Genomic DNA, 22,611 nt, shown 5'->3' on the forward strand with positions numbered 1-22,611 from the left:
GTTTCACAGGCGTCGCACTCTTGTACATTTGTTCTTTATTCATCTTTTTTACTTCACCCTCCTTCTCCCTCTCCTTTGGAGAGGGGCTGGGGTGAGGTTAATTTTTCTTTGCTTTTGTTTTTTTCTTCTTTTCTTCAACAACCGGTTGTTGCATCCAGTTTACTACCGCATCTGCAGAACCAAAACCGGCTATCAATTTCTGCTTTGCCTTTGCTGCATCGGTATTGATGATACTGATGTTCTTTGTCCGGTCGCCCTGCACCATGGCCAGTACATCAGCGCTGTCTTTGAATTTCAACCCATCCATGGTAATGCTGTCGCTGTTCAATACATACGCCACCGGGTTCGTATTCCTGCTGATCATGGTTATGTTCTTCAGGTTGATGTTGTTGGCCTCCTGTATATCTATCCCTTCATTGGCCTGCAATACGGCATTCTCGATCCAGATATTTTTAATGTGCATCTCCGGGATACCACGCACAAAGATCCCTTTGGCAGCTCCATTGCAGGTGATGTGGCGGAAAAAGAAATTACGGAACTGCGGTGTCGTTTCATCCACCGGCTTGAATTCAACCTTCGGGGGTTCTCTTTTCTCGCCGGCAAGTACCACCGGGTCCTTTGCCATATAGTACATATCAAACAGGATGGCTTCGGCAGGAATATCCTTCATGTTCACATTGTTCACATAAACATTTTCCACCACACCGCCTCTTCCCCGGGTGGTTTTAAACCGCAAGCCGATGTCGCTTCCAATAAATGTGCAGTTGCTCACAAAAAGGTTCTTTGCCCCCCCACTCATTTCACTGCCCACCACAAAGCCGCCATGTGAATGATATACCGTGCAGTTATTAACGATGATATCCTGGGTGGGCATTCCTCTTTTTCTTCCTTCGGCATCACGGCCGCTTTTGATACAGATGCCATCATCGCCGGTATCGAAGCTGCAGTCTTCCACCAGGGCATTCTTACAACTCTCCAGGTCAAGGGCATCGGTATTGGTGCCATACCAGGGATTCTTGACTTTCAGGTTCTTTATTGTGATGTGCTCACTCATCATCAGGTGGGTGGTCCAGGCGGGAGAGTTCTCAAAAGTCACCCCTTCGATCAGTATGTTCCTGCATTGATAGATACGGATCATGTTCGGCCGCAGGTAATCTTTCACTTCTTCAAAATCTTTCAACGTTTTTCCATCGGTAAGTTTACCGATGTTGTTTGTCAAAGAACCTTTCAATGCTTTTTCGGAAGAATACCACATTTTTTTATCGGCGGTGAGCACCCCGCCGAACTCTTTCAGGTGTTTCTTCCATTCACTTTCTGTTAATTTATCTTTTTTAACAGGCCGCCAGTAATACCCATTACCATTCATAATGCCCTTTCCGGTGATGGCAATGTTCTCTAAATTTTCGGCAACAAGCGGCGACTGGCACCTGGCCGCATCTACTCCTTCAAAAGAAGAAACAACTAATGGATATTGGTTAAAGTCGGGACTGAATATCACCAGGGCACCCTTGGCGAGGTGCAGGTTGATATTGCTTTTCATAATGACCGGACCGGTAACAAAGGAACCTCTTGGGATCAGAACGGTGCCTCCGCCCTGTTTGGCGCATTCTTCAATTGTTTTGTTGATGGCGGCAGAATTCAGTGTCATTCCATCTGCAATGGCGCCATAACGGAGGATATTGAATGTGTCTTTCTTAAAGTGCGGTGTATAGATCTTAGGCAGTTCGAAGGCAAACTTTTCTTTAAAGTCGGATGGCTTTAAATATTCTGCCAGCGGCAGGTTTTGTTCTTTGATGCCCTGGCAAACCAATGAAGCCACCGAAGCAGCGCCGTATTCACTGAAATGGGTATTATCTTCTGCTTTGCCCCTGTAATTCTTAAAGTGCCCGGGAGGAATGGTAAGAAAGAAACGTCTTGATCCCTCCACGCCTTCCTTCACGATCAGTGCTTCGCTGCTTTTATGCAGGTCGATCAAAGGCACATTCATCCGGGCAGCTACTTCCTTCACCACCACGGGATATTCGCCATGCTGGTCAATGAATTTACCCGTTGCATCAAACTTTCTCCGCATCACCGGGGTGATCAGTACCGGATTTGCTCCTTTACTCCTTACATCATTCACAAAACGGATCAGGTTTTGTTTATACAACGTGTGTGCCGGTGCAGAACGGTTACTGTCTTCCGCTTTCTGATCGTTGTGCCCGAACTGGATCATCACATAATCACCCGCCTTCAACCGGCTCATCACCGTATCCCAGCGGTGTTCATTGATGAAACTTTTGGTGCTCCTTCCGTTCACCGCGTGGTTCTGTACCTCGATCTCATCGGTCATGTATTTTGGAAAGAACTGCCCCCAGCCCCTTTCCGGGTTATCATCCAGCGGTTTATTGGCCATGGTGCTGTCGCCAATTAAAAAAACCGTTACTTTTCTTTCGGGTAAGAAAAAAGAAAAGCCGCTGATGACAAGAGATACTATGATTATGTATTTTTTCATTTGACCTCACCCTCATTCCCTCTCCCTTTGGAGAGGGAGGCCAGGCTTTATTTTATTAATTAAACATTTGTTTTTACTTTTCATCATTGTTAACTTCTTCATCACTAATTCTAACAACCATTCTTTTTCAGCGATTTATTCTTCGTACTGATCTCCTCCATTTCCCCTTCAGGGGATAGGGGCTTTTATTTTAATTTATTTATATCAACCATGTCCATATCCGCATAATCCTGGTTCTCACCGGCCATGCCCCAGATAAATCCGTAATTGCTGGTACCGCATCCGCTGTGGATGCTCCAGGGCGGCGATATGATGGCCTCGTCATTGCTTACCACCAGGTGTTTTGTCCGGGTTGGCTCTCCCATCAGGTGGATCACTTTCTGGTCTTTCGGTATGTCGAAATAGAAATAGGCTTCCATCCGGCGGTCATGTACATGCGTGGGCATCGTATTCCACACGCTCCCTTCCTTTAAAATGGTCAGGCCCATCACCAATTGGCAGCTTTTAATTCCTGCAGCATGGATGTATTTATAAATGGTGCGCTGGTTGGCGGTTGCTATGGCTCCCATTTCCACGGGCATTGCTTTTTCCTTTTTCATCAGCCTTGTTGCATAAACGTGATGGGCAGGAGCAGATAATAAATAGAATTTTGCGGGACTGTCCTTCTTTTTGCTTTTGAAAGAAATTTTTTCACTGCCCCTTCCAACATACAGGCAATCGAGTTTGTTTATGTCGTAGACTTTCCCGTTCACTTTTATTTCTCCGTCGCCACCCACATTGATGATGCCGAGTTCCCTTCTTTCCAGAAAATATTTTGCTTTCAGCGCCTCGTAGGTCGGCAATGCAACAGTTCTGCTGACCGGCATCACACCCCCGATGATCATCCGGTCGTAGTGAGAATAGACCAGTGTCAATACATCTTCCTGCATCAATGATGTGATCAGGAAATTACTCCGTAATTCTTCAGTCGTCATCGTACTTACTTCCTTAGCGCTGTTGTGAAATCTTATTTGCATTTTTTACCTCACCCTCATTCCCTCTCCAGAGGAGAGGGAGGCCGGGCTTCATTTTATTAGTTAAACATTTGTTTTTTACTTTTCATCATCATTGCCTTATTCATCATTAACCCTATCAACAATTCCATTTTGCCATTACCCTTCGCATTAATCTCCGCCTTTATCTTCGGGTTCCCTCTCCCCCAGGAGAGGGGTTGGGGTGAGGTATTTGAATTCTACCTCCCCATCCATCCGCCATCCACCGTAATAATGGTCCCGTTCATATAATCGCTGGCGGCGCTGGCCAAAAAAACGGTCACGCCTTTAAAGTCATCCGGCTGGCCCCAACGGCTGGCAGGTATCCTGCTTAAAATAGATTGGCTTCTGTCCGGGTCATTCCGCAATGCTTCGGTATTATCCGTGGCTATATAACCCGGTGCGATCCCATTCACATTGATCCCTTTGGAAGCCCATTCATTGGCAAAGGCCTTTATCAGGCTGGCGATGGCACCTTTGCTTGCTGCATACCCGGGCACATTTATACCGCCCTGGAAACTCAACAATGAAGCAGTAAAAATGATCTTGCCGCTTCCCTGTTGTATCATTTTTTTACCGACCTCCCTTGTAAGTATGAATTGAGCATCGAGGTTCACGGCAATCACTTTATCCCAGAACTCATCACTGTGTTCTGCTGCCGGGCCACGGAGGATCATCCCCGCGTTATTCACCAGGATGTCAATGCGCTCATTTTCTGCAGTAACTTTCTGAATAAAATCCCTGAGCGATGCCCGGTCGCTGAAATCACATTGATAAGGCCTGAATGATCTTCCGAGTGAAGTAATGTCTTTTTCAATGTCACTGCCGGAGAGGGGCATATTTGCAGAAACGCCAATAACATCAGCCCCTGCCTCTGCGAGGCCAATGGCCATGGCTTTGCCGATGCCTTTGTTACAGCCGGTAACTAAAGCGGTCTTGTCAGTAAGGGTAAAAAGGTCAAATATTTTCATTACAACCAATCGTTATAGCATATCAATTTTACCAAAATAATCTCAGGTTAAAGAGCAATAAAACAGGTTTATTTACGCAATCGTTCCCGATAACGATACCGGTTTTCCGGAGGGGTTTTTTACCCCCCTTTCCTATTGGATCTTCACTGCCTGGCGGGCCAGCAGGATCCAATGTCCATGCTGCTTTTGCCATACCTGCAATACGGACAAATGTACTTCACCGGGCTTCCCGTTGTCATTGGTAACCGCATTGAATCTATGCCGTACAATGGCCGTATTCTTACTCACCGAAATGGTCTGTTCCGGGAGTTCCAGTGTTACAAAATCACTCTTGCCGGAAATGATCTTCCGGATGAATACTCCCTTGTCATCTATATGCCCGCTGGAATGACCGTAACTCAGTTTTTCCGAACTGAGTTTATCCCGCATGGCTGAATCTGCATCCACCCTTGCCTTGCGCATCTGTTCAACAGCATCTGCAACCGCAATTTCCTGTTTGCTTTGTGCTTTTGCAGTGCTTAAGATGGTAACTGATATAAAGAGGATCGTGATGATCTTTTTCATTGATATGATTTTAGTACCTGTTTGCCATCGGCACCAGGTCGGTTAATTCAGAAATCTTTACCGGTCGTTTCTGCCGGATGCTTTCCCGGGCAGCAATACCGATCAATACCGACATCGCCCCATCCCTGGTCCCGGCCATTACATGATGCGGATCATCGGTTGGGTCAACAAATATCCTCCGCTGCATCCGCTGGTCTCCACCACCATGCCCGCCCTTGATCTTTGGCGTGGTGAATATTTCATAGTTCTTTTCAAAATTGTCCATCACCATGATCTCCCTGAACTCACCGGCAATGGCATCATCGGCATTACTCATCTCCATGGCATGGCGGCTGGCCTGGTCATCGGGCAATTTTTGCAGGTAAGGAATATCCTCCCATGTTTCGATCCTGCCTTTCATGCCATTGAATGCGATCTGCCAGCCTTCATACGGCGAATAGGTAGTGAGTGAATAATTAGCGGTAACGCCGTTTGCATAAATGATCTGCGCCGACATCTTATCGTAGATATCTATTTCATTGCTCCATACACAACCGTCTCTTATATAGCCATCGTGCTGTTCGTTCTTTACATAAAGATCCACGAGCCGCTGGTCTTTGCTGATGTCCCAATAAAATTTACAATTGCCCTTGTGCTCGCATCCCCGGCATTTCGTTCCCCTGAATGAATTATTCTTTCCATAATGCTCCAGGCTTCCGTATGCCGATACTTCCACCGGTTCCGAATTCAGCCACCAGTTCAGCAGGTCGAAATGGTGGGTGGCTTTATGCACCCACAAGGAACCGCTTTTTGCCATGCGGCCATGCCACCTGCGGAAATAATCCGACCCATGGTATACATTCAGGTACCAGTTAAAATCAACCGATGTGATCCTGCCAACCCGTTCCTTTGCCAGCAATTCCTTCAATTGCATGTTGTGCACGCTGTGGCGGTAGTTGAATGCAACCGTTACCCGCTTCCCTGATCTTTTTTCTGCATCCAGTATCCGTTTACACTTCAACTCGTCGGTCGTCATTGGTTTTTCAGTGATCACATGAAAGCCTTTGTCAAGCGCTTTTACAATAAATTCATCGTGGGTGGCGTCCACCGTGGTTACAATGATATAATCCGCTTTCACCTTTTCCAGCATTTCGTCAAAACTGGTGAACGTGGGACAGTTTATTTTATAGACCTCTTTTGCATAAGCCACTCTTCCGGGGTTGATATCGCATAAGCCGGTGAACTCAACCACCGATCCAAAATTCTTCAGCAATTCCCTTCCCCAAAAACCCGAACCCCTGTGACCTGTACCAACCTGCGCCAGTTTTATCTTACCAGCAGCCGGCAATGCAAAACTTTCAAAAGGATGAAGCATCAGTGCTGCTCCCGTGGCGGCTGTATAACCAAGAAATTTTCTGCGTTCCATAATAACGAGTTTAGGTTTATACTGTTTAAAAAGTCTGATCCGCTAAGACGTTACAATCGTTTAAGACGTTACATTCGTTTAAGACGTTTCATTCGTTTAAAACGTTGCAATCGTTTAAGACGTTGCAATCGTTTGGGTCGTTACATGGTTAAACAGTGTTTGACGATGCAACGAATGCAAGGTCTTAAACGACTAAAGCGATTCAACCCTGAACCAATCCACATCCACGTATCCTGAATCATTTGTTTTGGCTGTACGGGTACAGAACAAGCCCAGTTTAGCGCCCACCCACCTGCCGGGCTTAGCTACCAGTTTCTCAATAAATGACGTATATGTTTTCCCGTCCTCGCTGAAACTGAATTCATACTCCCCCCCTTTTCTTACTTCCACCCGTATATAGATCTCATCCCCTTTCATCTTTTCTCCATCAATAAGAATTTCAGGTTTCCCTTTATCCGCATCATTGCACATGCTGAACGAGATATAATTCCCATCTGCTTTTTTTACTGCCGACAGGTAAGCATAATCAACACCAAAGATGATCATGCCGGCCTTCTCTCCTTCCAGTCTGGGTTTAAAAGAAAGCTTTGCGGTGGCTTTGAATTCTTCTGCCGGGAATTTCTGCATCAGCAGGTTGGGAACATTCCAGTAATTTTTACTGCTGTCGGCAACCTGTACGGAGAACAAGCGGAGCACTCCGTTAGCCGGAAAAGCCCAGGTTGGTTTTGGATTGGCCTGCCACTGCCATTGAAGGCCGATCTTTTTTTCGCTGAACTCATCCGAATCTGCAGGAGTTTGCACCGGATAGGTTTCCCCCACATTGGGTTTCTTATGAACCAACACCGGCTCACCGGTACCATCACCGTCCTTATCCATACCGATCACCGGCCAGTCGTTGATCCACTTCATGGGTTGCAGGTGAACAACCCGTCCATAGGCTTCCTTATCCTGGAAATGCAGGAACCAATCCTCCCCGGTTTGTGTGGCAACCCATGCGCCCTGGTGTGGGCCGTTCACCGTAGTGGTACCCTGGTCCATCACAACCCTTCTTTCGTAGGGGCCATAAATATTTTTTGAGCGGAGTATGGTCTGCCAGCCTGTACTTACCCCTCCCGCAGGGGCGAATATGTAATAGTATCCATTCCGCTTATAAAATTTAGGGCCTTCAATGGTGGGATCTTTATCATGCCCGTCATAAACGATCACGCCGTTATCGATCGTTCTTGTTGCTTCGGCATTCAGTTGCTTTACCACGATGATGCTTTTGATCCCTGCACGGCTTCCGGCATACGCATGAACGAGGTAAACGTTACCATCATCATCCCATAACGGGCAGGGATCGATCAATCCCTTTCCTCCTTCCACCAGGACCGGGTCGGTCCAGGGGCCAAGGATATTCTTTGACCGGGTGAGCCAGATACCGAAATCGGGATCGGGATAATAGATATAGAACTCATCTTTGTGATAACGGATGGAAGGCGCCCAAACCCCATTGCCATGCTGTACGTTGCTGAAATGTTCAAAAGGGAGTTGACGTTTTAATACATGCCCGATAAGGGACCAGTTCACGAGGTCTCTGGAATGAAATACCGGTAACCCTGGCACATGATTGAAACTGGATGAGATCATGTAATAATCATCCCCCACCCGTATTGCATCAGGATCGCTGTAGTCTGCATGAATGACCGGGTTCCTGTATGTACCGTTCCCGTTATCTGCAACCCAAACCCTGGAAACATTATTCTGTTGTGCACTTACAGCGGCGGTAATACAGCACATAAGAAGGATCGTTATTTTTTTCTTGTAAATCATCACAGGTCAATTATTTTTTTCTGCTGAGCGCTTTCAAAACATTTTTCAATGATACCGATCACGTTGCGGCCGTCTTCTGCGGTTACGGGAAGCGGCGCCCCGTTCCGCAATGCTTCATAAAGCAGTTTGTAATATTCGCCATAATTGCCCCGCTCCGTTGGTATCCTTTTCCGGATCGTTTCACCATTGATGATTGTATGCAGCAAACCCTGCTCTGTCTCCGGCTCCAAACCCCAACCGGGTATGGCAGGTGATGTATACTGCTTCAACAGGTTCTCCTGTACATCGGCCCGTGATTTGAGAAAAGAACCTTTGGTACCGTGTACCACATAGGAAGGTATGGGTTCTTTGACCAGGTAACCCGACTTCAGCCGTACCCGAAGCCGGTTGTACATTAACAGGATCTCCATATAATCATCCACTTTGCTGATGGGCCGCATGATCGCTATATCAGCAAATACAGCCGTTGGCATTCCGAACAATTGCAGGGCCTGGTCGATCAAATGCGGACCGAGGTCATAAAATATCCCTGCACCGGGACCGGGTGTTTCCTTATGAAGCTTGTAGCTGAGGTTCTCATCGTATCGGTCAAAATGAATTTCTGCTTCCACAATATCTCCCAGCAGCTTTTCTTCCACTACTTTCCGTACCGTTTTAAAATCGCTGTCCCAGCGGCGGTTCTGATAAACCGAGATCATCTTATTTCTTTCTTTTGCCAATGCCATCAGTTCATCACATTCAGTCACCGTATTGCAAAAGGGTTTCTCCACCACGATGTGCTTGCCGGCAAGCAGCGCTCTTTTGGCATAATCAAAATGGGTATAGTTGGGTGTATTAATGATCATCAGTTCGATGTTACCATCCGCCATCAGTTCATCAATGGTTGAATAGCTGGTCACTCCCGGATACCTTTCAGCTATTTCCTTATTGCTCCGTTCACAGGCGGCAACCAATTCATATCCCGGGTGCTGGTGAATGAAGGGAGCATGAAATAATTTACCCGACATACCGTAGGAACATATCCCTGTTTTTATCTTACTCATCATCGTTCTGTTTAGGTAAGGTAAAGTTGCTTAAAAATTTCAGCACATCATATTCCTTCATTTCCTCATCCGTCAACTGCCTTGCCCAGCTTACCCTTTTTGCAGCATCAGCCGAAGGGCCGTAGTTCTTGTACTCAGCATACCGGGTCGTTTTGTAATTGTCTGTATTATTCCAGTTGCTCCAGCCTTCGGGTTTTATATGGGGTCCGATATAACAGCGGATGTAAACCACTGCCGCATACGGCCTCCAGGGGCGGCCCAGGGAGACATTGTGCAGGGAAGTATCACCGGTGAGCACACAATCATTGAATACATAGCCCATTTTTTTTTCCGGCGGTGTGGAGGCAGCGGTAACATGCGAATTCTTTTTGCTGTGTATATGGCATTGCTCGAACCATACGGTGGCCGAACCAAAAATAAAATCCGTGGTACCCTCTATGTAACAATGCTGGTAATACTGCCTGCTTGTTGAGCTATTCGTGAACAGCACATCCTGGTTGCCGATGAAACGGCAGTTATTGAACATGGCCTTATCCCCGTTGCATTCAACCGCAACAGCCTGCCCGGCAGAAAACCCGGCGTCGTTCTGAAAGCTGATGTTGCTGGCAGTAAAATTATCCGCCAGTATCTTAAAACTCCACGATGTTCTTGTATTGATGGTATCGCCTTTGGGAGAAAGTTTGCCCGTATGATCATCATAGGTAAGAATGGTATTGAATTTATTCTCCCCGGTCAGCATAACAAAATTCTTTGTTGAATCCAGTAAAAGTTTCTCTTTATAAACACCTGCTTTGACAAAGATCGTTATTGGTTTCCTGTTATTGGCGGGAATGGCATCGAATGCAGCCTGCACGGTCCTGTAATCGCCGCTGCCATCCTTTGCCACGGTAAAAAAATATTTATACTGCTGCGGGTTTGCTGTTTGGGCAAAGGAATCCCATACTGCAACAGACAGGAACAGGACAGGAAAAAGAAATTTTATTAACCGCATCATGCATTTATTTATTGAAAACTTTCTTCAAAAAATCATCGATGTATTTTAACGTGGGCCCGAACCAGGGTTCGAACAAACAAAAGTGATGGGGGGAATTCTCAAAACTTCTCACTTCGGTATACGTGTTATACCCGTTCAGAACTTTTATATAATCTTCCCGGCCCGCATGCATCCGTTCCACGGAACTGTTAATGAATAATGTTGGCGGAGTTGTTTTACCTGCATGGGTCAATGGCGAAGCCTGTCTCCATAGTTCAGGGTTATCTTTCCGGGAAGCGCCAAACCAATTGGTGGCAGCGGATATTCGTTTGCTGTCATCCCCTTCGCCGCTTTCGGGGTGAACGAAAGACAGTGTGCCGTCAATATCCACAACGGCCTGCACATTGCTGCCGGAACCTGCGTTGCAGCCTGGTCCTTCAAAATCTGCATTCCCATTTGTTGTTCCCGTGAAAGCAGCCAGTTCGCCGCCCGCAGAAAAACCAAGCACGGCTATTTTATTTGTATCAATATCATATTTCTTCGCATTTTCTTTCACCCACCTTATTGCTGCTTTAATATCATGAACAGCCGCCGGGTACAAGGCTTCGGTAGACAGCCGGTATTCGGGGGTAAAGCAAACATAACCGAGATTGGCCAGGTACCGGGCTAATGGGTAATGCTGCGTGCGGCTACCGCTTCTCCATCCGCCACCATGAATAATGATGATGGTCGTTCGTTTCGCTCCTGCATTTCTCTCCGGGTAAAATGCATCCAGCACTAATTTTCTTCTACCTGTTTCGCAGTAGGTAATATCTCTTTTTTCTTTGACCGAAGGAGAATAAGATTCCTCAACTAATTTAGCATCCGGCCGGGTTTTAATAACCGAACGATACGCAGCATTTGTATTATAAGAAGTATCCGGCTTGCCGGTGAGGCCGGGCCATGACTGGGCAGCTGCATTGGTAAATGCAAAACAAACCACTGCTATGATGACAAGCTGTTTCATTTATTTTTTACAGGAGGAACAATGATCCTTTCCGCCAGTTCGAGTTTTAATTTCCGTATCTCTGCCAATACCAGTTCTGCCATCCGCCGGGCGCCGTATTCATTGAAATGGGTGTTGTCCTTTTGCCCGGCCGGGTAGTTGGGATGCTGCAGGGAATCCAGTTGCATGAAGAACATTTTTGAAAACTCCGGTCCAAAATGCTGCAACAGGTCACGGCTTCTTGCATCCAGGTCAATCACCCGTGCATTATACGCATTCCCAACTTCCCAGACTGCAGCCGAGTATTCTTTATGTGTTTCCTGTATCTTCCCTTCTTTATCAAACCGCATTCTCGTAACCGGGGTTATTAAAACCGGTATTGCCTTTTTTGCCCTTGTTTCTGTTATGAACCGGATGAGGTTATTCCTGTAATCCGGTACCGGCGTATAGCGGTCTTTATACTTTTCCTCTTTTGCTTCATCATTGTGGCCAAACTGGATCAGCACATAATCGCCTTCCCGCAAGCTGTCGGCAATGGGCTTCCAGTGGTTCTCTCCGATGAATGTCCGGGTGCTTCTTCCTCCCCTGGCCCGGTTGTCAACCTCTACCGAAGAATCAAAAAAATACCGGAATGGCATTCCCCAGCCGGTCAGCGGCGCCCTGTTCGTTTCATACGTACACATGGTTGAGTCACCGATGAGGTAAACCTTTATCTTCTTCTTACCGGGAAAGGTAAAAGCTGCCAGGAATAATAATGTCATGCCAGGTAACTTCAGCCGCATTTTCAAAAGATCATTTTTTAATGCTGTTTATATACACTTCAATGTTTGAATAATTCCCATCCAGTTTAAAGGCAGTTGCATCGCCGGCATCATCGGGGTTTAACCCATTCTTTTTTTCCCAGTCATCCGGCATGCCATCTTTATCGGTATCAGCAGGCGCAGGCAATGATCTCAATGCAGGCCAGGCATTCACAGTAAGTTCATAGGCGGTTCCATGGGAAAAGCCGCCCTGCACATCAATAAAGCCACCGGTCCCGTTCTTCACATCATTGATGATCCTTTCATCCAGCGTATCTCTGCCAGGTAATACAGCCCCCGCATTTTTCAAAACAAGTTGATACGCTTCTGCTGCTGATTCATTTTTTATTTCAACAGCCGGGAAAGCTTTATTCGATCTTGCTGTTGCTGCATCCGTTTCATTGCCGTTGTTCATAGCTACCCCAAGCCAGTTGTTCGCCGTTACTTCGGGTGACCCTGCCAGGTAATTACCATCAACATAAAATTTCCCAAAGGGAATAGAAGGAAGTTTATGATACGGGTTCACAATCCTTGTTTTTGCATTCCGGCTGGTGGATGGCCCTGGTTTATAATAATTGTTTACAATGTTATAATTGCCGCCTTCGCCTGCATACACATTATTTCCGCCCCAGTTGTAGATCACATTATTGCGGTAATCGCAATTCTCTTCCGTTGTGTTACGGATACCGTCGAATCGTGGCGTACGGTTATTGCAATGGGCAAACAGGTTGTGATGTGCCGATAAATGTTTTCCTCCCCATATGCCGCCAAAACCATGACGCTCATAATCGGTATCGCCGGTCTCAAAATGATAGGAGTAATTAAGTGGTTCGGAGATCAGGTTCCATTGCAGGGTAGTGCTGTCACCGGCATAAATTGAAAAGACCTCATCGGTACTCCAGCTTAAAGAGCAATGATCGATGATGATATTTTTTCTTCTTACGCCACCAAATGCATCATCCCCGCCGTTGCCATCCACCATCCCTCCCTGTTGATATTTATCACCCAACCGGAAGCGGAGGTATCTCACTATAATATTATCACCGCCTAAATTCACCGAGTTATCTGCTATACAAATTCCATCACCCGGAGCAGTCTGCCCGGCAATGGTCGCATCCCCTTTGATCGCAAGTTTTGTCTCCAGGCGAATGGTACCCGATACGGAAAAAACAATGATCCGTTTTTCCTTCGCTTCTGCGGCTTCCCGGAAACTGCCCGGGCCCTTATCGTTTAGATTGGTAACGATAAAAACCTTGCCGCCCCTGCCGCCGGTAGTGTATTTGCCAAACCCTTCTGCCCCGGGGAAAGCAATGGGCCTTTCAGCTGAGACCCGGGATGCGGTTGACCGGTTCTGCCCGCCACAGGAGGCCAGCAAAATGGCAGCACAGCATTTCCATATCAACAGCGGATATTTCATTCGTATTCTTAAATCATGGCTGAAATAAAATAAGGCTGCAATGAAGCAGCCATATTTTAAAAACAAAAACTAACATGAGAAAATCAATAATTCGGATTCTGCTTCAGTTGTCCCTGGTAAGAAGAAATGGTTGCCGCGTCAAACGGATACAATTCACTTTTACCCGGAACAAAGAAAGATGCAAAGCCCTGCCACAATGGTTTGCCGTCAATGGCGTTTGCTGTCAGATGTTGTGCCCAGTCAACCCTTGTCCAGCCGGTGGTTGGTGAAGGCACTTGTGTGGGCCTCCAGAAAGGTTGCGCTGTAAGCGCCGTATTTGTTCCTGCAAAAAACTGGATCTCTTCGCCTGCATTGCGCCAGTATATGTATTGCGGTACATTATTATAAGGAGCAACCCGGTCGCGTATCTGCTGGATCTTTGTCCTGGCTTCTGCAATTTTTGTTGCCAGCAGGTTCCAGCGCAGCAGGTCATAACGGCGGATGCCTTCGTGTCCGAATTCAAGGTATCGTTCATTTACAATGGCGTCAAAGAATCCGGCCTTGGTGGTTGGTGTTACACCGATCAGGCCTGTATTATTGCGATAGGCCCTTCTTCTCACTTCTTCAAATGCGGCAATGGCCTGGGCTGTAGGACCGCCGCTGATCTCATTCACTGCTTCTGCATACATCAGCAACACATCCGAGAAACGGATCATGGCCCAGTTGTATCCCACATTCAGTACCGTGCCCGGCAGCAGGGGTACACGCCAGTCGCGGCGGTATTTGCCGGTATTCAATTCGCCCAAACGGCGCTGTGTTTTTATGTTGGTTGAATTGGGTACCTGGTAATGCGTAACGGTCACATCACGCCTTGTATCCACCGAATCAAATGAATAGAAATAATTGGGCAATATGACAATACCTCCACCACCGGCTCCATAACGTGAAGCATTGCTGAGGTTGGGGCCGTCGTAATTGCCCATGCGGCTGTCGCTGTTGCCGTTACCGCCGCCGGCACCCACTTCAAATATGATCTCTCCGAACGGATCGTAGGTAAACGAGGTAACTTTTCTCCAGATATCCTCATAATTCGGATTGAGGGTATGCTGGTCTCTTCTTGCCATCATTTCTTCGCATTCCTGCTTGGCGATCTGGTAATAGTTAAGATAGTCAGACCTTCTTTCCATTACCCCGCTCTGCCTTAATGAATAACCGCCACGGAATAAGGACATCCGTGCCCTCAATGCCATGATCACCCCTTTTGTGATACGTTCATTCCGCGGGCCGGCGTCTGTTCTCCAGGGCACCAGGTCTTTCGCAACAGCGAGGTCTGCGATCAGTTTATCATAAACAGTATCCCTGTCTGATTTAGGGATGAATAAATTTTCCTGTTTGTAGGACGGGATCATCGGGGCAGGTACGTCGCCCCAGTTCAGCATCAGTTGAAATAAGAACTGTGCACGCAGGGTCAATGCCTCACCGTAAAGTCTCTTTAGTGTAGCCTGTTCCGTGGTTGTTCCGCTTGTATACTGCTTCATCAACGGGATCTGTTCAATGCACAGGTTCGCTTTTTCGAGCCCCCGGTACATCTGGCGGAAAGGATTTGCCAGCTCAGCATTTGTAAGTAATAACTGGTAGCGGCCCACCCCTCTTCTTCCGTTATCAATATTACCGCTCACTATACCTTCATCGGAATCGTATGGGTAATACATACTGATACGGATACCATACCCGTTGTCGCCCTGCAGTTCATCATACACCCCTACCACAGCAGTAAATGCATTGGACACATCCGAAAAAGCCTGCGGAATACTGTATTGAGATACAGGCTCCACCTCGGTGTATTTTTTACAACCGGCAGTAAACAATAATGCTATGAACATTATTGCAACGGTCAGGGATTGATAAATTTTATTTTTCATATTGAATCGTTTTTGTTTTTTAGAAAGTAACGTTTACACCAATCAGCCATGTTTTAGCCCGGGGATACGCCGCAAAGTCAACACCCGGGGTCAGCGGATCGCTTCTCCTGGCGGTCACATCCGGATCATACCCGGAATAATTGGTAATGGTAGCCAGGTTATTTACCGTTCCATAAACCCTGATATTGGAGATCTTGATCTTTGCCAGCAGGTTCTTAGGTATGGAATAACCAAGGGTGATGTTGTTGAACCGCAGGTAAGATCCATCTTCCACAGCCCATGAATGCAGCCACCAGCGCTGTACCCTTACCGGGCTCCATATTTTCGCATTGGCATTCAGGGCTGCCAGTTCTGCCGGATCTGTCACCACCTGTCCTGCTGCATTGATATTTGTCCACCGGTCCTTCATTGTATTCAGCATGTTCAGGTTGGCAAAAGCGCCGTCGGTCCATTCAATTTTGTTGGCATTGTAAATGTCATTGCCTACCACAAAGTTTACAAAAACAGAGAGGTCGAAATTCTTATAGCTTACCTGGTTTGTCCAGCCACCGGTAAATTTGGGGTTGGCATTCCCGATGACCTGCCTGTCCTTATCTGCCGTAATATTCCCGTCTCCATCCAGGTCTTTCCATTTAAGCATACCCGGTTGCGGGGTACCATAAACACCATTGAAAGCAATTCCCGGTTTAATGGTATAGGTCTTTGTTGTTGCATTGTAGTTAAAATCCTCCACGCCATAAAAACCTTCTGTCACAAATCCATACATCAGGCCAACCGGCTCGCCCACTTTCACTAAATAATCATCCACACCATCCGAGCCCTGCCATCCTGAATTTCTTGTCTGCTCCTGCAAGCCGCCCAGGCTTTCCACCCGGTTCCTGTTAAAGGCAATGTTGAAGTTCGAGTTCCAGGTGAGGTCTCTCTTTTGTACCGGTGTTGTGTTCAACTGGATCTCAACACCCCTGTTTGAAGTGGCGCCGATATTCTTAAGCTGGGAAGTATAACCGGTTGTAGGCGGGATGGCAACTGCAAGCAGCAGGTCCTTCGCTGAATTCTTATAATAATCTACGGTCAGTTGTACCCTGTTATTAAGCAGGGTCAGGTCAATACCATAGTTCTGTGTGGTATTCTTCTCCCATCTTAATTCGGGGTTAGATAAGGCAATGGGTGAAAAGCCGGGTAAGATCGAGTGATTGAATGCATACTGGCCGGTCACACCATACAACTGCTGGTAGAGCAGGTTGTCGATACGGTTATTACCTACCGATCCAAAGCCAATTCTTAATTTACCATCAATTAACCATTTCACATTTTCCATGAACTTTTCCCTGCTGAACCTCCAGGCCACCGAACCAGAAGGAAATACCAGTGTACCATTCTCGGAACTGAATTTGGAAGAACGGTCAGACCTTAAATTGAAGTTGGCAAGGTATTTATCATCATATGCATAACTGATCCTTCCAAAGAAGGAAGCGATCCGTGCAGGTGGTTGTTCAAATGAAGTGGGAAGCGGCTGGGCCGATCCGGTTGGTGCCGAACCAAGTCCCATGTTTGCCAATGCTTTCTCCGGGCTGATGTCTGCCGGGAAATAACGGGTCTCCATTGAATTCTGTTTGGAACGTGCATCCACCACTTCCTGGCCAACCAGCACCGTGATATCATGGTGCTTTTTAAAATTGGTAAGGGTATACTGCAGCGTGTTGGAATTACTGATGGTATAATTTTCCTGCTGGCCAATGGAAGCTACCGGCAGGGACGCAAAATTCCTTGCCGTGCCGGTAATTTTGCTGTAAAAAAGGTTGGACCGTATGTTGGCATTGTCGTACCCGATGGTTGTGCGGAAAGTAAGATTTTTCAGGATGTTATAGCTGGCATAACCGGTCAGGTATAATGCCTTGCTGTATTGCCTCCTGTATTCTGCATAGGTAAGGATCACGGGGTTGGTGGCACCGGAAGATGCCAGGTAATAGGCTTCATCAAAATCATCTATTCCAAAACCGGGTTTTTCCAGTTCAAATGGCCGGTAATTGATCGTATGCCGGAGACGGTTGGTTGCCCTTGTTCCACTATTGGTTGTTCCTATACCCTGGATCTCCTGGTCGAGGTAACGGGCCGTAAACCCTATCCGGAGCCTGTCGGTGGCCCGGTGATCGATCTTAAAGTTCACCAGTTTCCGTTTGAAACCGGATTCGATCTGTACCCCTTCTTCCTGGTTGGAAGTAAGGCTCAGGTTAAAGGTGGTTGACTGGTTTCCACCGCTTACACCAATATTATGTTGTGAAAATTTTGCTTTACGGCCAAATACCTTATCCTGCCAGTTCACAAAATTTACATTCTTATAATTCTGCAGTGTATCCCAGGTGGTTCCGTAGGTCTGTGCAAAACTTGCACTGTCGGTGGCATTGCCCCTGCTTCTTTCATATTGCCAAAGAACAAAATCATAAGGCTGCAACACATCCTGGAAATCGGATAACTGCCTGAACCCGTATGAGCCGTTATAGGTTACCTGTGTCTTACCGCTCCGGCCACCCTTGGTGGTTATGATCACAACACCATTGGCGCCCCGGGCACCATAAATGGCCGTGGTAGATGCATCTTTCAATACGTCCACGCTTTGAATATCCTGGGGAGAAAGCACAGAAAGCGCATTCTCAACCTGTACCCCATCCACAATATATAAAGGAGCGTTATCCTGTGTAATAGATCCACCGCCCCTTACCCGTACAATGATGTCTGCACCCGGTGCACCCTCTGATGAAACCAGTTGAACACCAGCCAGTTTCCCCTGTAAAGCCTCGGCAGCCGATGAAAGCGGGAAATCCTTTAACTCCTTTGATCCTACCGAGGAAACGGAACCCGTGAGGTCTTTTCTTTTAATGGATGAATAACCGATCACCACCACATCTTCCTGGGTGATCACTGCTTTCGTTAATTGTACCGTACCGGCATCCTCGCCGCTGACCGTAACGATCCTGGTCTCGAAACCAACAGAAGAAAGGACCAGGCTGGCAGTGCCGGTACCACCCATCACGATGGAGAAATTGCCATCCTTATCGGTCTGAACACCTTTACTGGCCCCTTTACCCGTTACGTTCACGCCGGTCACCGGGTTCCCCGATTCATCCACCACTTTGCCCCGGATGGTACGGTTCTGCGCCAGTAAGGTAAACGGGATAAAAAATGATACAATTAATAAAACGAGTAGTTTATTCATATAGCAGTATTTATAATTTCTTAAAAGTGAAAATCCAGCAATCTTTTTTGTTTCCGGTAGGGAACTTATTCGTATTTTCAGGGAGTACTGATGTCAATTCTACACAGATTATTTAATAATTTCCTGATTGGGAATTGATTTTTTTACGCAATCGTTGCCGGTAACGATTGCAGCAGGATGCCGGTCATTTAAAAAAATCTGCCTGGGGCTTTTTCGGGTTGGACCGGCTGCATAATTTTACCGGGCAAAGCCGGAGAAACAATAACAGAAAAATGTACGAACCCATCACCATTAAAGACATTGCCAAAGCACTTGGGTTATCTACGTCCACTGTATCCCGTGCCTTGCGTGGCAGCTACGAAATAAGTCCTGAGACAAAGAAGCTGGTGATCGAATATGCCGAACAATACAACTACCGGCCCAATCCCATTGCCCTCAGTTTAAAAGAAAGAAGAAGCCGTCCCATCGGCGTGGTGGTTTGCGAGATCGCCAACAACTTTTTCTCACAGGCCATCAATGGCATTGAATCCATTGCGTATAACCGTGGATACCATGTTATCATATCACAGAGCCATGAATCATACGACCGGGAAGTGGTGAACGTGGAGCACCTGGCATCCCGTTCCGTGGATGGTCTGCTGGTCTCCCTTTCTTCCGAAACAGAGCATATCGAACATTTTAAGAACCTGCATGAAAAAGGGTTCCCCATCGTGTTCTTTGACCGCATCACCGAAGAGATCGAGACCTTTAAAGTGGTGGTGGATAATTATAAAGGCGCTTATGATGCCACACAGCACCTGGTTGATTCAGGCTACACGAAGATCGCTCATGTAACAAGTTCCCAGCATTTATCCATTTCCAAGGAAAGACTGGATGGTTATAAAGCAGCGTTGGCTGATAACGGCATTTCCCTGAATGAATCGTATATCCGGTATTGCAATCACGGCGGCATGATCTATGCCGAACTGGAAGATGCGGTGAAGAGCCTGGTTCAGTTAAAAGACAGGCCCGATGCCATCTTCAGCGCCGGCGACCGGCTTACCATCAGCTGCCTGAATGCATTAAGATCGATCGGGTTAAAGATCCCGGATGATATTGCACTGGTGGGGTTTTCAAACTCCCCGTTGGCAGAACTGCTGAACCCCGCCCTATCTGTAGTAAAGCAACCGGCCTTTGAAATGGGACAGGTGGCCACCGAATTGCTCATCAAACTCATTGAAAGCAAACGGCCCGTGACCGAATTTGAAAAAGTGGTTTTACAGACAGAGATCTTTACCCGCGAATCATCGGCAGGCAAGGTCACTGAAAAGAAATCCAAAACAAAAAAAGCAGTATCCTGAATACAAACTCCCCGTTAAAACTGGAAATAAATGAACGAGCTGCTGCTCTCCTGGCTCCATATTAATAATATCAGCAGAACCGACCAGATAATGCCCAGCAACCACCAGGGCATTTTTTCAGCCACGGTCAGCACCCGGGTATTACGCATCATCCAGTGAAAGGCAACGATGCAGGCTACTATTCCAAGCACTTTTATTATGCTGAGCGTGGTCAGGTAAGCCTCTGCCTTGGGTACACTAGAGAACATGGACATCAGCAACTGCCAGGCCGAAGTAAAATCAGGCGCCCGGAAAAAGACCCAGGTCACATTGATGAAAAAGAACGTGATCATCGCATATATGAAATTGCGGAATGTCTTAGCCTTGAATTCTTTCGGGATCGTACCCAGTACACCTACTTCTGCAGATGGTACACCATGAATGGGAACCATTACCGGCTTTTTCCGGAAGTCCTGTATGATCTTTTCGCCCCACAAATACGCCCCATGCAATGCCCCCCATACCACAAAGGTCCAGTTGGCGCCATGCCATAACCCTCCCAGCAGCATGGTGATCATTAAGTTTATGTAGGTCCTGAATTTTCCATTACGGTTTCCGCCAAGCGGTATGTATAAATAATCCCGTAGCCATGCCGATAAGGTGATATGCCATCTTCTCCAGAAATCTGAAAAGCCGATGGCCGCATACGGGTATAAGAAATTATGGGGCAAAACGAAACCCAGGCATAACGCCACGCCGATGGCACAGGTGGAGTACCCGGCAAAGTCGCAGAATATCTGCCCCGAAAAAGCAAGCACGCCTGTCCAGGCATCCAGTGTTTTTAATGGAGCCCCGGGGCCAAAGATATCATTGGCAGTAGGTGCCAGCATGCTGTCGGCCAAAACCACTTTCATGAACAAACCAAGACTGATCAATAATAAACCCTGCATCAATTGATGCCTTGTTGCTTTACGTTCTGTTTCAAATTGCGGCACCAGTTGCGGCGGACGAACAATGGGCCCGGCAACCAGGTGCGGAAAGAAGGTAACGAACAATGAAAAGTCAAGCAGGGATTTAACCGGTTCGCTTTTCCTTTTATACATGTCAATGGTATAACACAGCGTGGTGAACGTATAGAAGGAGATACCTGCGGGCAGAATGATATTGGGCTTGGCCGGGTGATAATCCATCCCGAACAGGTTAACCAGGTGTGTAAAATTGTCTAATAAAAATGTTCCGTACTTGAAGAAGCAAAGCATGCCCAGGTTACCGATCAGGCTGAGCACAAGCAGTATTTTCCGTTTGTGTTTATTCTCCTGTGTGTACAATGCACGCCCCACAAAATAATCAACCACGGTAGAAAGCCAGAGCAACAGTATGAATGGCGGGTTCCATGCCGCATAAAAAACATAACTGGCCAGCAACAGGTTTATCTTTTTCACTTTCCACGAAAAGGGAAGGTTATGCAAAATGAGCATAACAATGAAAAAGGCAATAAAGGTATATGAGTTGAAAACCATGAGGCAGTTTGTTAATGGTTGAGAATTGGATTACAGTTGAACCGGTTTGGAAAACTTCCACCCCTTTTCTGCACTTAATATCTTGATAAAATGCTTTGTGAACACGATCGCATCAGGCTGGCTTAAATGCGATGCTTCGGGGCAAATGAAATGTGCAATGGCCGGGTAATCGGCAAAATGGATCCCGGGACAATTGGTCGTTGAAAGTATGCGTTCCCAGTATTTTTCCCGGGGGAAACCCCTGTTCTCTCCCGCCAGGAAAGCCCCGCTTGAAGGCGTTCTTACAAACAATACCTGTCCGCCCCTTGCCTTTATTTTATCAACAGAGACCTTCACCATATTCAATATCGAATCCAGCTTTGCACCACTTGCCGGAGGCTCTTTACTCATCTTAATGAAAGTAACCCAAATGGCTTTTACTTTATTTTGAAGAACGGTATCAGCAGAGAACTTATCCGTCATGTATTCCTGCCGGTTGAACTTTACCCGGCCAAAGTCAGGCGGGAACCCGTGAAAATTATATACCCCCGGCCGCTCCGGCAAATGCAGGTTATTTAACTGGGCACCCAGGGAAAGCCATTCCTTGTTCAAAAAGGCAAACTGCGATTCCAGCAAATGATTAATATGGAAACCAGCCTTTTGGGCAGGTGTTTCCTCCTTATAATATTTCATATTCTCTACCGGCCTTTTACTATTCCCCGGAGCGGTGGAGAAAAACAGGCCCTCGGTCACATCCACCACCAGTTTCCCTTTGAATTTTTCATCATTGGCAAGGTTCTCCAGAACCGGGATGGGGTTACTGCCCACACAGGCCAGTTGCACAGCGTGGTCACCGGTGATGCTCTCCCAGGTATCAATGTCCAGGTCGAATTTGATACGGGAAGAGCCAATGAAGACGGTCGCCTTATCGGCAGGCTCGTATATCTCCTTTCTTTTGTCTGACCAAAGTGCCGGGTCATCATCATAGGAAGTATCGAAGCCCTGGCTGCGTACATAAAGTTCCCAGCTGATCACAGCCGCGGCTACCAGCACAAGGGTCAATATGCCGGCTTTTACTAAACGGGTAGTATCCATTTATACAGGTATTAATGAATGATCAGATAATAATTAATAGGGAATGGAAAGCGTGTTAGTTGGTTGGTTTCCTTACGCTGCTGTCAGT

16 protein-coding genes are annotated in these 22,611 nt (G+C 46.9%); 1 reads left to right on the forward strand and 15 read right to left on the reverse strand.

Going from position 1 to position 22,611, the window contains the following annotated elements:
• Positions 1–97 precede the first annotated feature (97 nt).
• From IPJ02_05220 to IPJ02_05280, 13 genes are all read right to left on the reverse strand, one after another.
• Positions 98–2,494, reverse strand: coding sequence for a right-handed parallel beta-helix repeat-containing protein (locus tag IPJ02_05220; GenBank protein MBK7374970.1), 2,397 nt, complete (start codon positions 2,492–2,494; stop codon positions 98–100).
• A 185-nt stretch (positions 2,495–2,679) separates the two neighbouring features.
• The gene (gene kduI / locus IPJ02_05225) at positions 2,680–3,510 is read right to left on the reverse strand and encodes a 5-dehydro-4-deoxy-D-glucuronate isomerase (GenBank protein ID MBK7374971.1); all 831 of its coding nucleotides are present in this window, start codon (positions 3,508–3,510) and stop codon (positions 2,680–2,682) included.
• Positions 3,511–3,725: 215 nt separating this feature from the next.
• A complete protein-coding gene (locus IPJ02_05230; protein ID MBK7374972.1) occupies positions 3,726–4,490 on the reverse strand; it encodes an SDR family oxidoreductase in 765 nt (254 codons plus the stop codon).
• Between the two features lie 138 nt (positions 4,491–4,628).
• A complete protein-coding gene (locus tag IPJ02_05235) occupies positions 4,629–5,060 on the reverse strand; it encodes a nuclear transport factor 2 family protein (protein MBK7374973.1) in 432 nt (143 codons plus the stop codon).
• A 10-nt stretch (positions 5,061–5,070) separates the two neighbouring features.
• Positions 5,071–6,465, reverse strand: coding sequence for a Gfo/Idh/MocA family oxidoreductase (locus tag IPJ02_05240; protein ID MBK7374974.1), 1,395 nt, complete (start codon positions 6,463–6,465; stop codon positions 5,071–5,073).
• 192 nt (positions 6,466–6,657) lie between these two features.
• Positions 6,658–8,277 carry a glycoside hydrolase 43 family protein gene (locus IPJ02_05245; GenBank protein MBK7374975.1) on the reverse strand — a complete coding sequence of 540 codons (1,620 nt, stop codon included), beginning with the start codon at positions 8,275–8,277 and terminating at the stop codon, positions 6,658–6,660.
• The gene (locus IPJ02_05250) at positions 8,277–9,320 is read right to left on the reverse strand and encodes a Gfo/Idh/MocA family oxidoreductase (GenBank protein ID MBK7374976.1); all 1,044 of its coding nucleotides are present in this window, start codon (positions 9,318–9,320) and stop codon (positions 8,277–8,279) included. Before IPJ02_05250 ends, IPJ02_05245 begins: the two co-directional genes overlap by 1 nt.
• Positions 9,313–10,311, reverse strand: coding sequence for a pectin esterase (locus IPJ02_05255; GenBank protein MBK7374977.1), 999 nt, complete (start codon positions 10,309–10,311; stop codon positions 9,313–9,315). Before IPJ02_05255 ends, IPJ02_05250 begins: the two co-directional genes overlap by 8 nt.
• A gap of 7 nt (positions 10,312–10,318) precedes the next feature.
• Entirely contained in the window at positions 10,319–11,299 is a 981-nt protein-coding gene (locus IPJ02_05260; GenBank protein ID MBK7374978.1) for an alpha/beta hydrolase, read from the reverse strand.
• A complete protein-coding gene (locus IPJ02_05265) occupies positions 11,296–12,060 on the reverse strand; it encodes a rhamnogalacturonan acetylesterase (GenBank protein ID MBK7374979.1) in 765 nt (254 codons plus the stop codon). Before IPJ02_05265 ends, IPJ02_05260 begins: the two co-directional genes overlap by 4 nt.
• Positions 12,061–12,070: 10 nt before the next feature.
• The gene (locus tag IPJ02_05270) at positions 12,071–13,450 is read right to left on the reverse strand and encodes a pectate lyase (protein MBK7374980.1); all 1,380 of its coding nucleotides are present in this window, start codon (positions 13,448–13,450) and stop codon (positions 12,071–12,073) included.
• A 128-nt stretch (positions 13,451–13,578) separates the two neighbouring features.
• Positions 13,579–15,396, reverse strand: coding sequence for a RagB/SusD family nutrient uptake outer membrane protein (locus IPJ02_05275; protein ID MBK7374981.1), 1,818 nt, complete (start codon positions 15,394–15,396; stop codon positions 13,579–13,581).
• A 19-nt stretch (positions 15,397–15,415) separates the two neighbouring features.
• Positions 15,416–18,610, reverse strand: a complete 3,195-nt coding sequence (locus IPJ02_05280) for a TonB-dependent receptor (GenBank protein ID MBK7374982.1) — start codon at positions 18,608–18,610, stop codon at positions 15,416–15,418.
• 272 nt (positions 18,611–18,882) lie between these two features.
• Between IPJ02_05280 and IPJ02_05285 the strand changes: the two genes are divergently transcribed.
• Entirely contained in the window at positions 18,883–19,950 is a 1,068-nt protein-coding gene (locus IPJ02_05285) for a LacI family DNA-binding transcriptional regulator (protein ID MBK7374983.1), read from the forward strand.
• Positions 19,951–19,964: 14 nt separating this feature from the next.
• Here the strand turns inward: IPJ02_05285 and IPJ02_05290 are convergent, their stop codons facing one another.
• Together IPJ02_05290 and IPJ02_05295 are read right to left on the reverse strand one after the other, a co-directional pair.
• Positions 19,965–21,449 carry an MBOAT family protein gene (locus IPJ02_05290; GenBank protein ID MBK7374984.1) on the reverse strand — a complete coding sequence of 495 codons (1,485 nt, stop codon included), beginning with the start codon at positions 21,447–21,449 and terminating at the stop codon, positions 19,965–19,967.
• A gap of 30 nt (positions 21,450–21,479) precedes the next feature.
• Positions 21,480–22,523, reverse strand: a complete 1,044-nt coding sequence (locus IPJ02_05295; GenBank protein MBK7374985.1) for a hypothetical protein — start codon at positions 22,521–22,523, stop codon at positions 21,480–21,482.
• Between the last annotated feature and the right edge of the window lie 88 nt (positions 22,524–22,611).

Source organism: Chitinophagaceae bacterium, from assembly GCA_016710165.1.
In the GTDB taxonomy this organism is placed as follows: Bacteria; Bacteroidota; Bacteroidia; order Chitinophagales; family Chitinophagaceae; genus Ferruginibacter.

Coding starts and splice junctions, on each gene's coding strand:
- IPJ02_05220 (MBK7374970.1), bottom strand. CDS start 2,494: ATGAAAAAATACATAATCATAGTATCTCTTGTCATCAGCGGCTTTTCT.
- kduI (MBK7374971.1), bottom strand. CDS start 3,510: ATGCAAATAAGATTTCACAACAGCGCTAAGGAAGTAAGTACGATGACG.
- IPJ02_05235 (MBK7374973.1), bottom strand. CDS start 5,060: ATGAAAAAGATCATCACGATCCTCTTTATATCAGTTACCATCTTAAGC.
- IPJ02_05240 (MBK7374974.1), bottom strand. CDS start 6,465: ATGGAACGCAGAAAATTTCTTGGTTATACAGCCGCCACGGGAGCAGCA.
- IPJ02_05245 (MBK7374975.1), bottom strand. CDS start 8,277: ATGATTTACAAGAAAAAAATAACGATCCTTCTTATGTGCTGTATTACC.
- IPJ02_05250 (MBK7374976.1), bottom strand. CDS start 9,320: ATGAGTAAGATAAAAACAGGGATATGTTCCTACGGTATGTCGGGTAAA.
- IPJ02_05255 (MBK7374977.1), bottom strand. CDS start 10,311: ATGCGGTTAATAAAATTTCTTTTTCCTGTCCTGTTCCTGTCTGTTGCA.
- IPJ02_05260 (MBK7374978.1), bottom strand. CDS start 11,299: ATGAAACAGCTTGTCATCATAGCAGTGGTTTGTTTTGCATTTACCAAT.
- IPJ02_05265 (MBK7374979.1), bottom strand. CDS start 12,060: ATGCGGCTGAAGTTACCTGGCATGACATTATTATTCCTGGCAGCTTTT.
- IPJ02_05275 (MBK7374981.1), bottom strand. CDS start 15,396: ATGAAAAATAAAATTTATCAATCCCTGACCGTTGCAATAATGTTCATA.
- IPJ02_05280 (MBK7374982.1), bottom strand. CDS start 18,610: ATGAATAAACTACTCGTTTTATTAATTGTATCATTTTTTATCCCGTTT.
- IPJ02_05285 (MBK7374983.1), top strand. CDS start 18,883: ATGTACGAACCCATCACCATTAAAGACATTGCCAAAGCACTTGGGTTA.
- IPJ02_05290 (MBK7374984.1), bottom strand. CDS start 21,449: ATGGTTTTCAACTCATATACCTTTATTGCCTTTTTCATTGTTATGCTC.
- IPJ02_05295 (MBK7374985.1), bottom strand. CDS start 22,523: ATGGATACTACCCGTTTAGTAAAAGCCGGCATATTGACCCTTGTGCTG.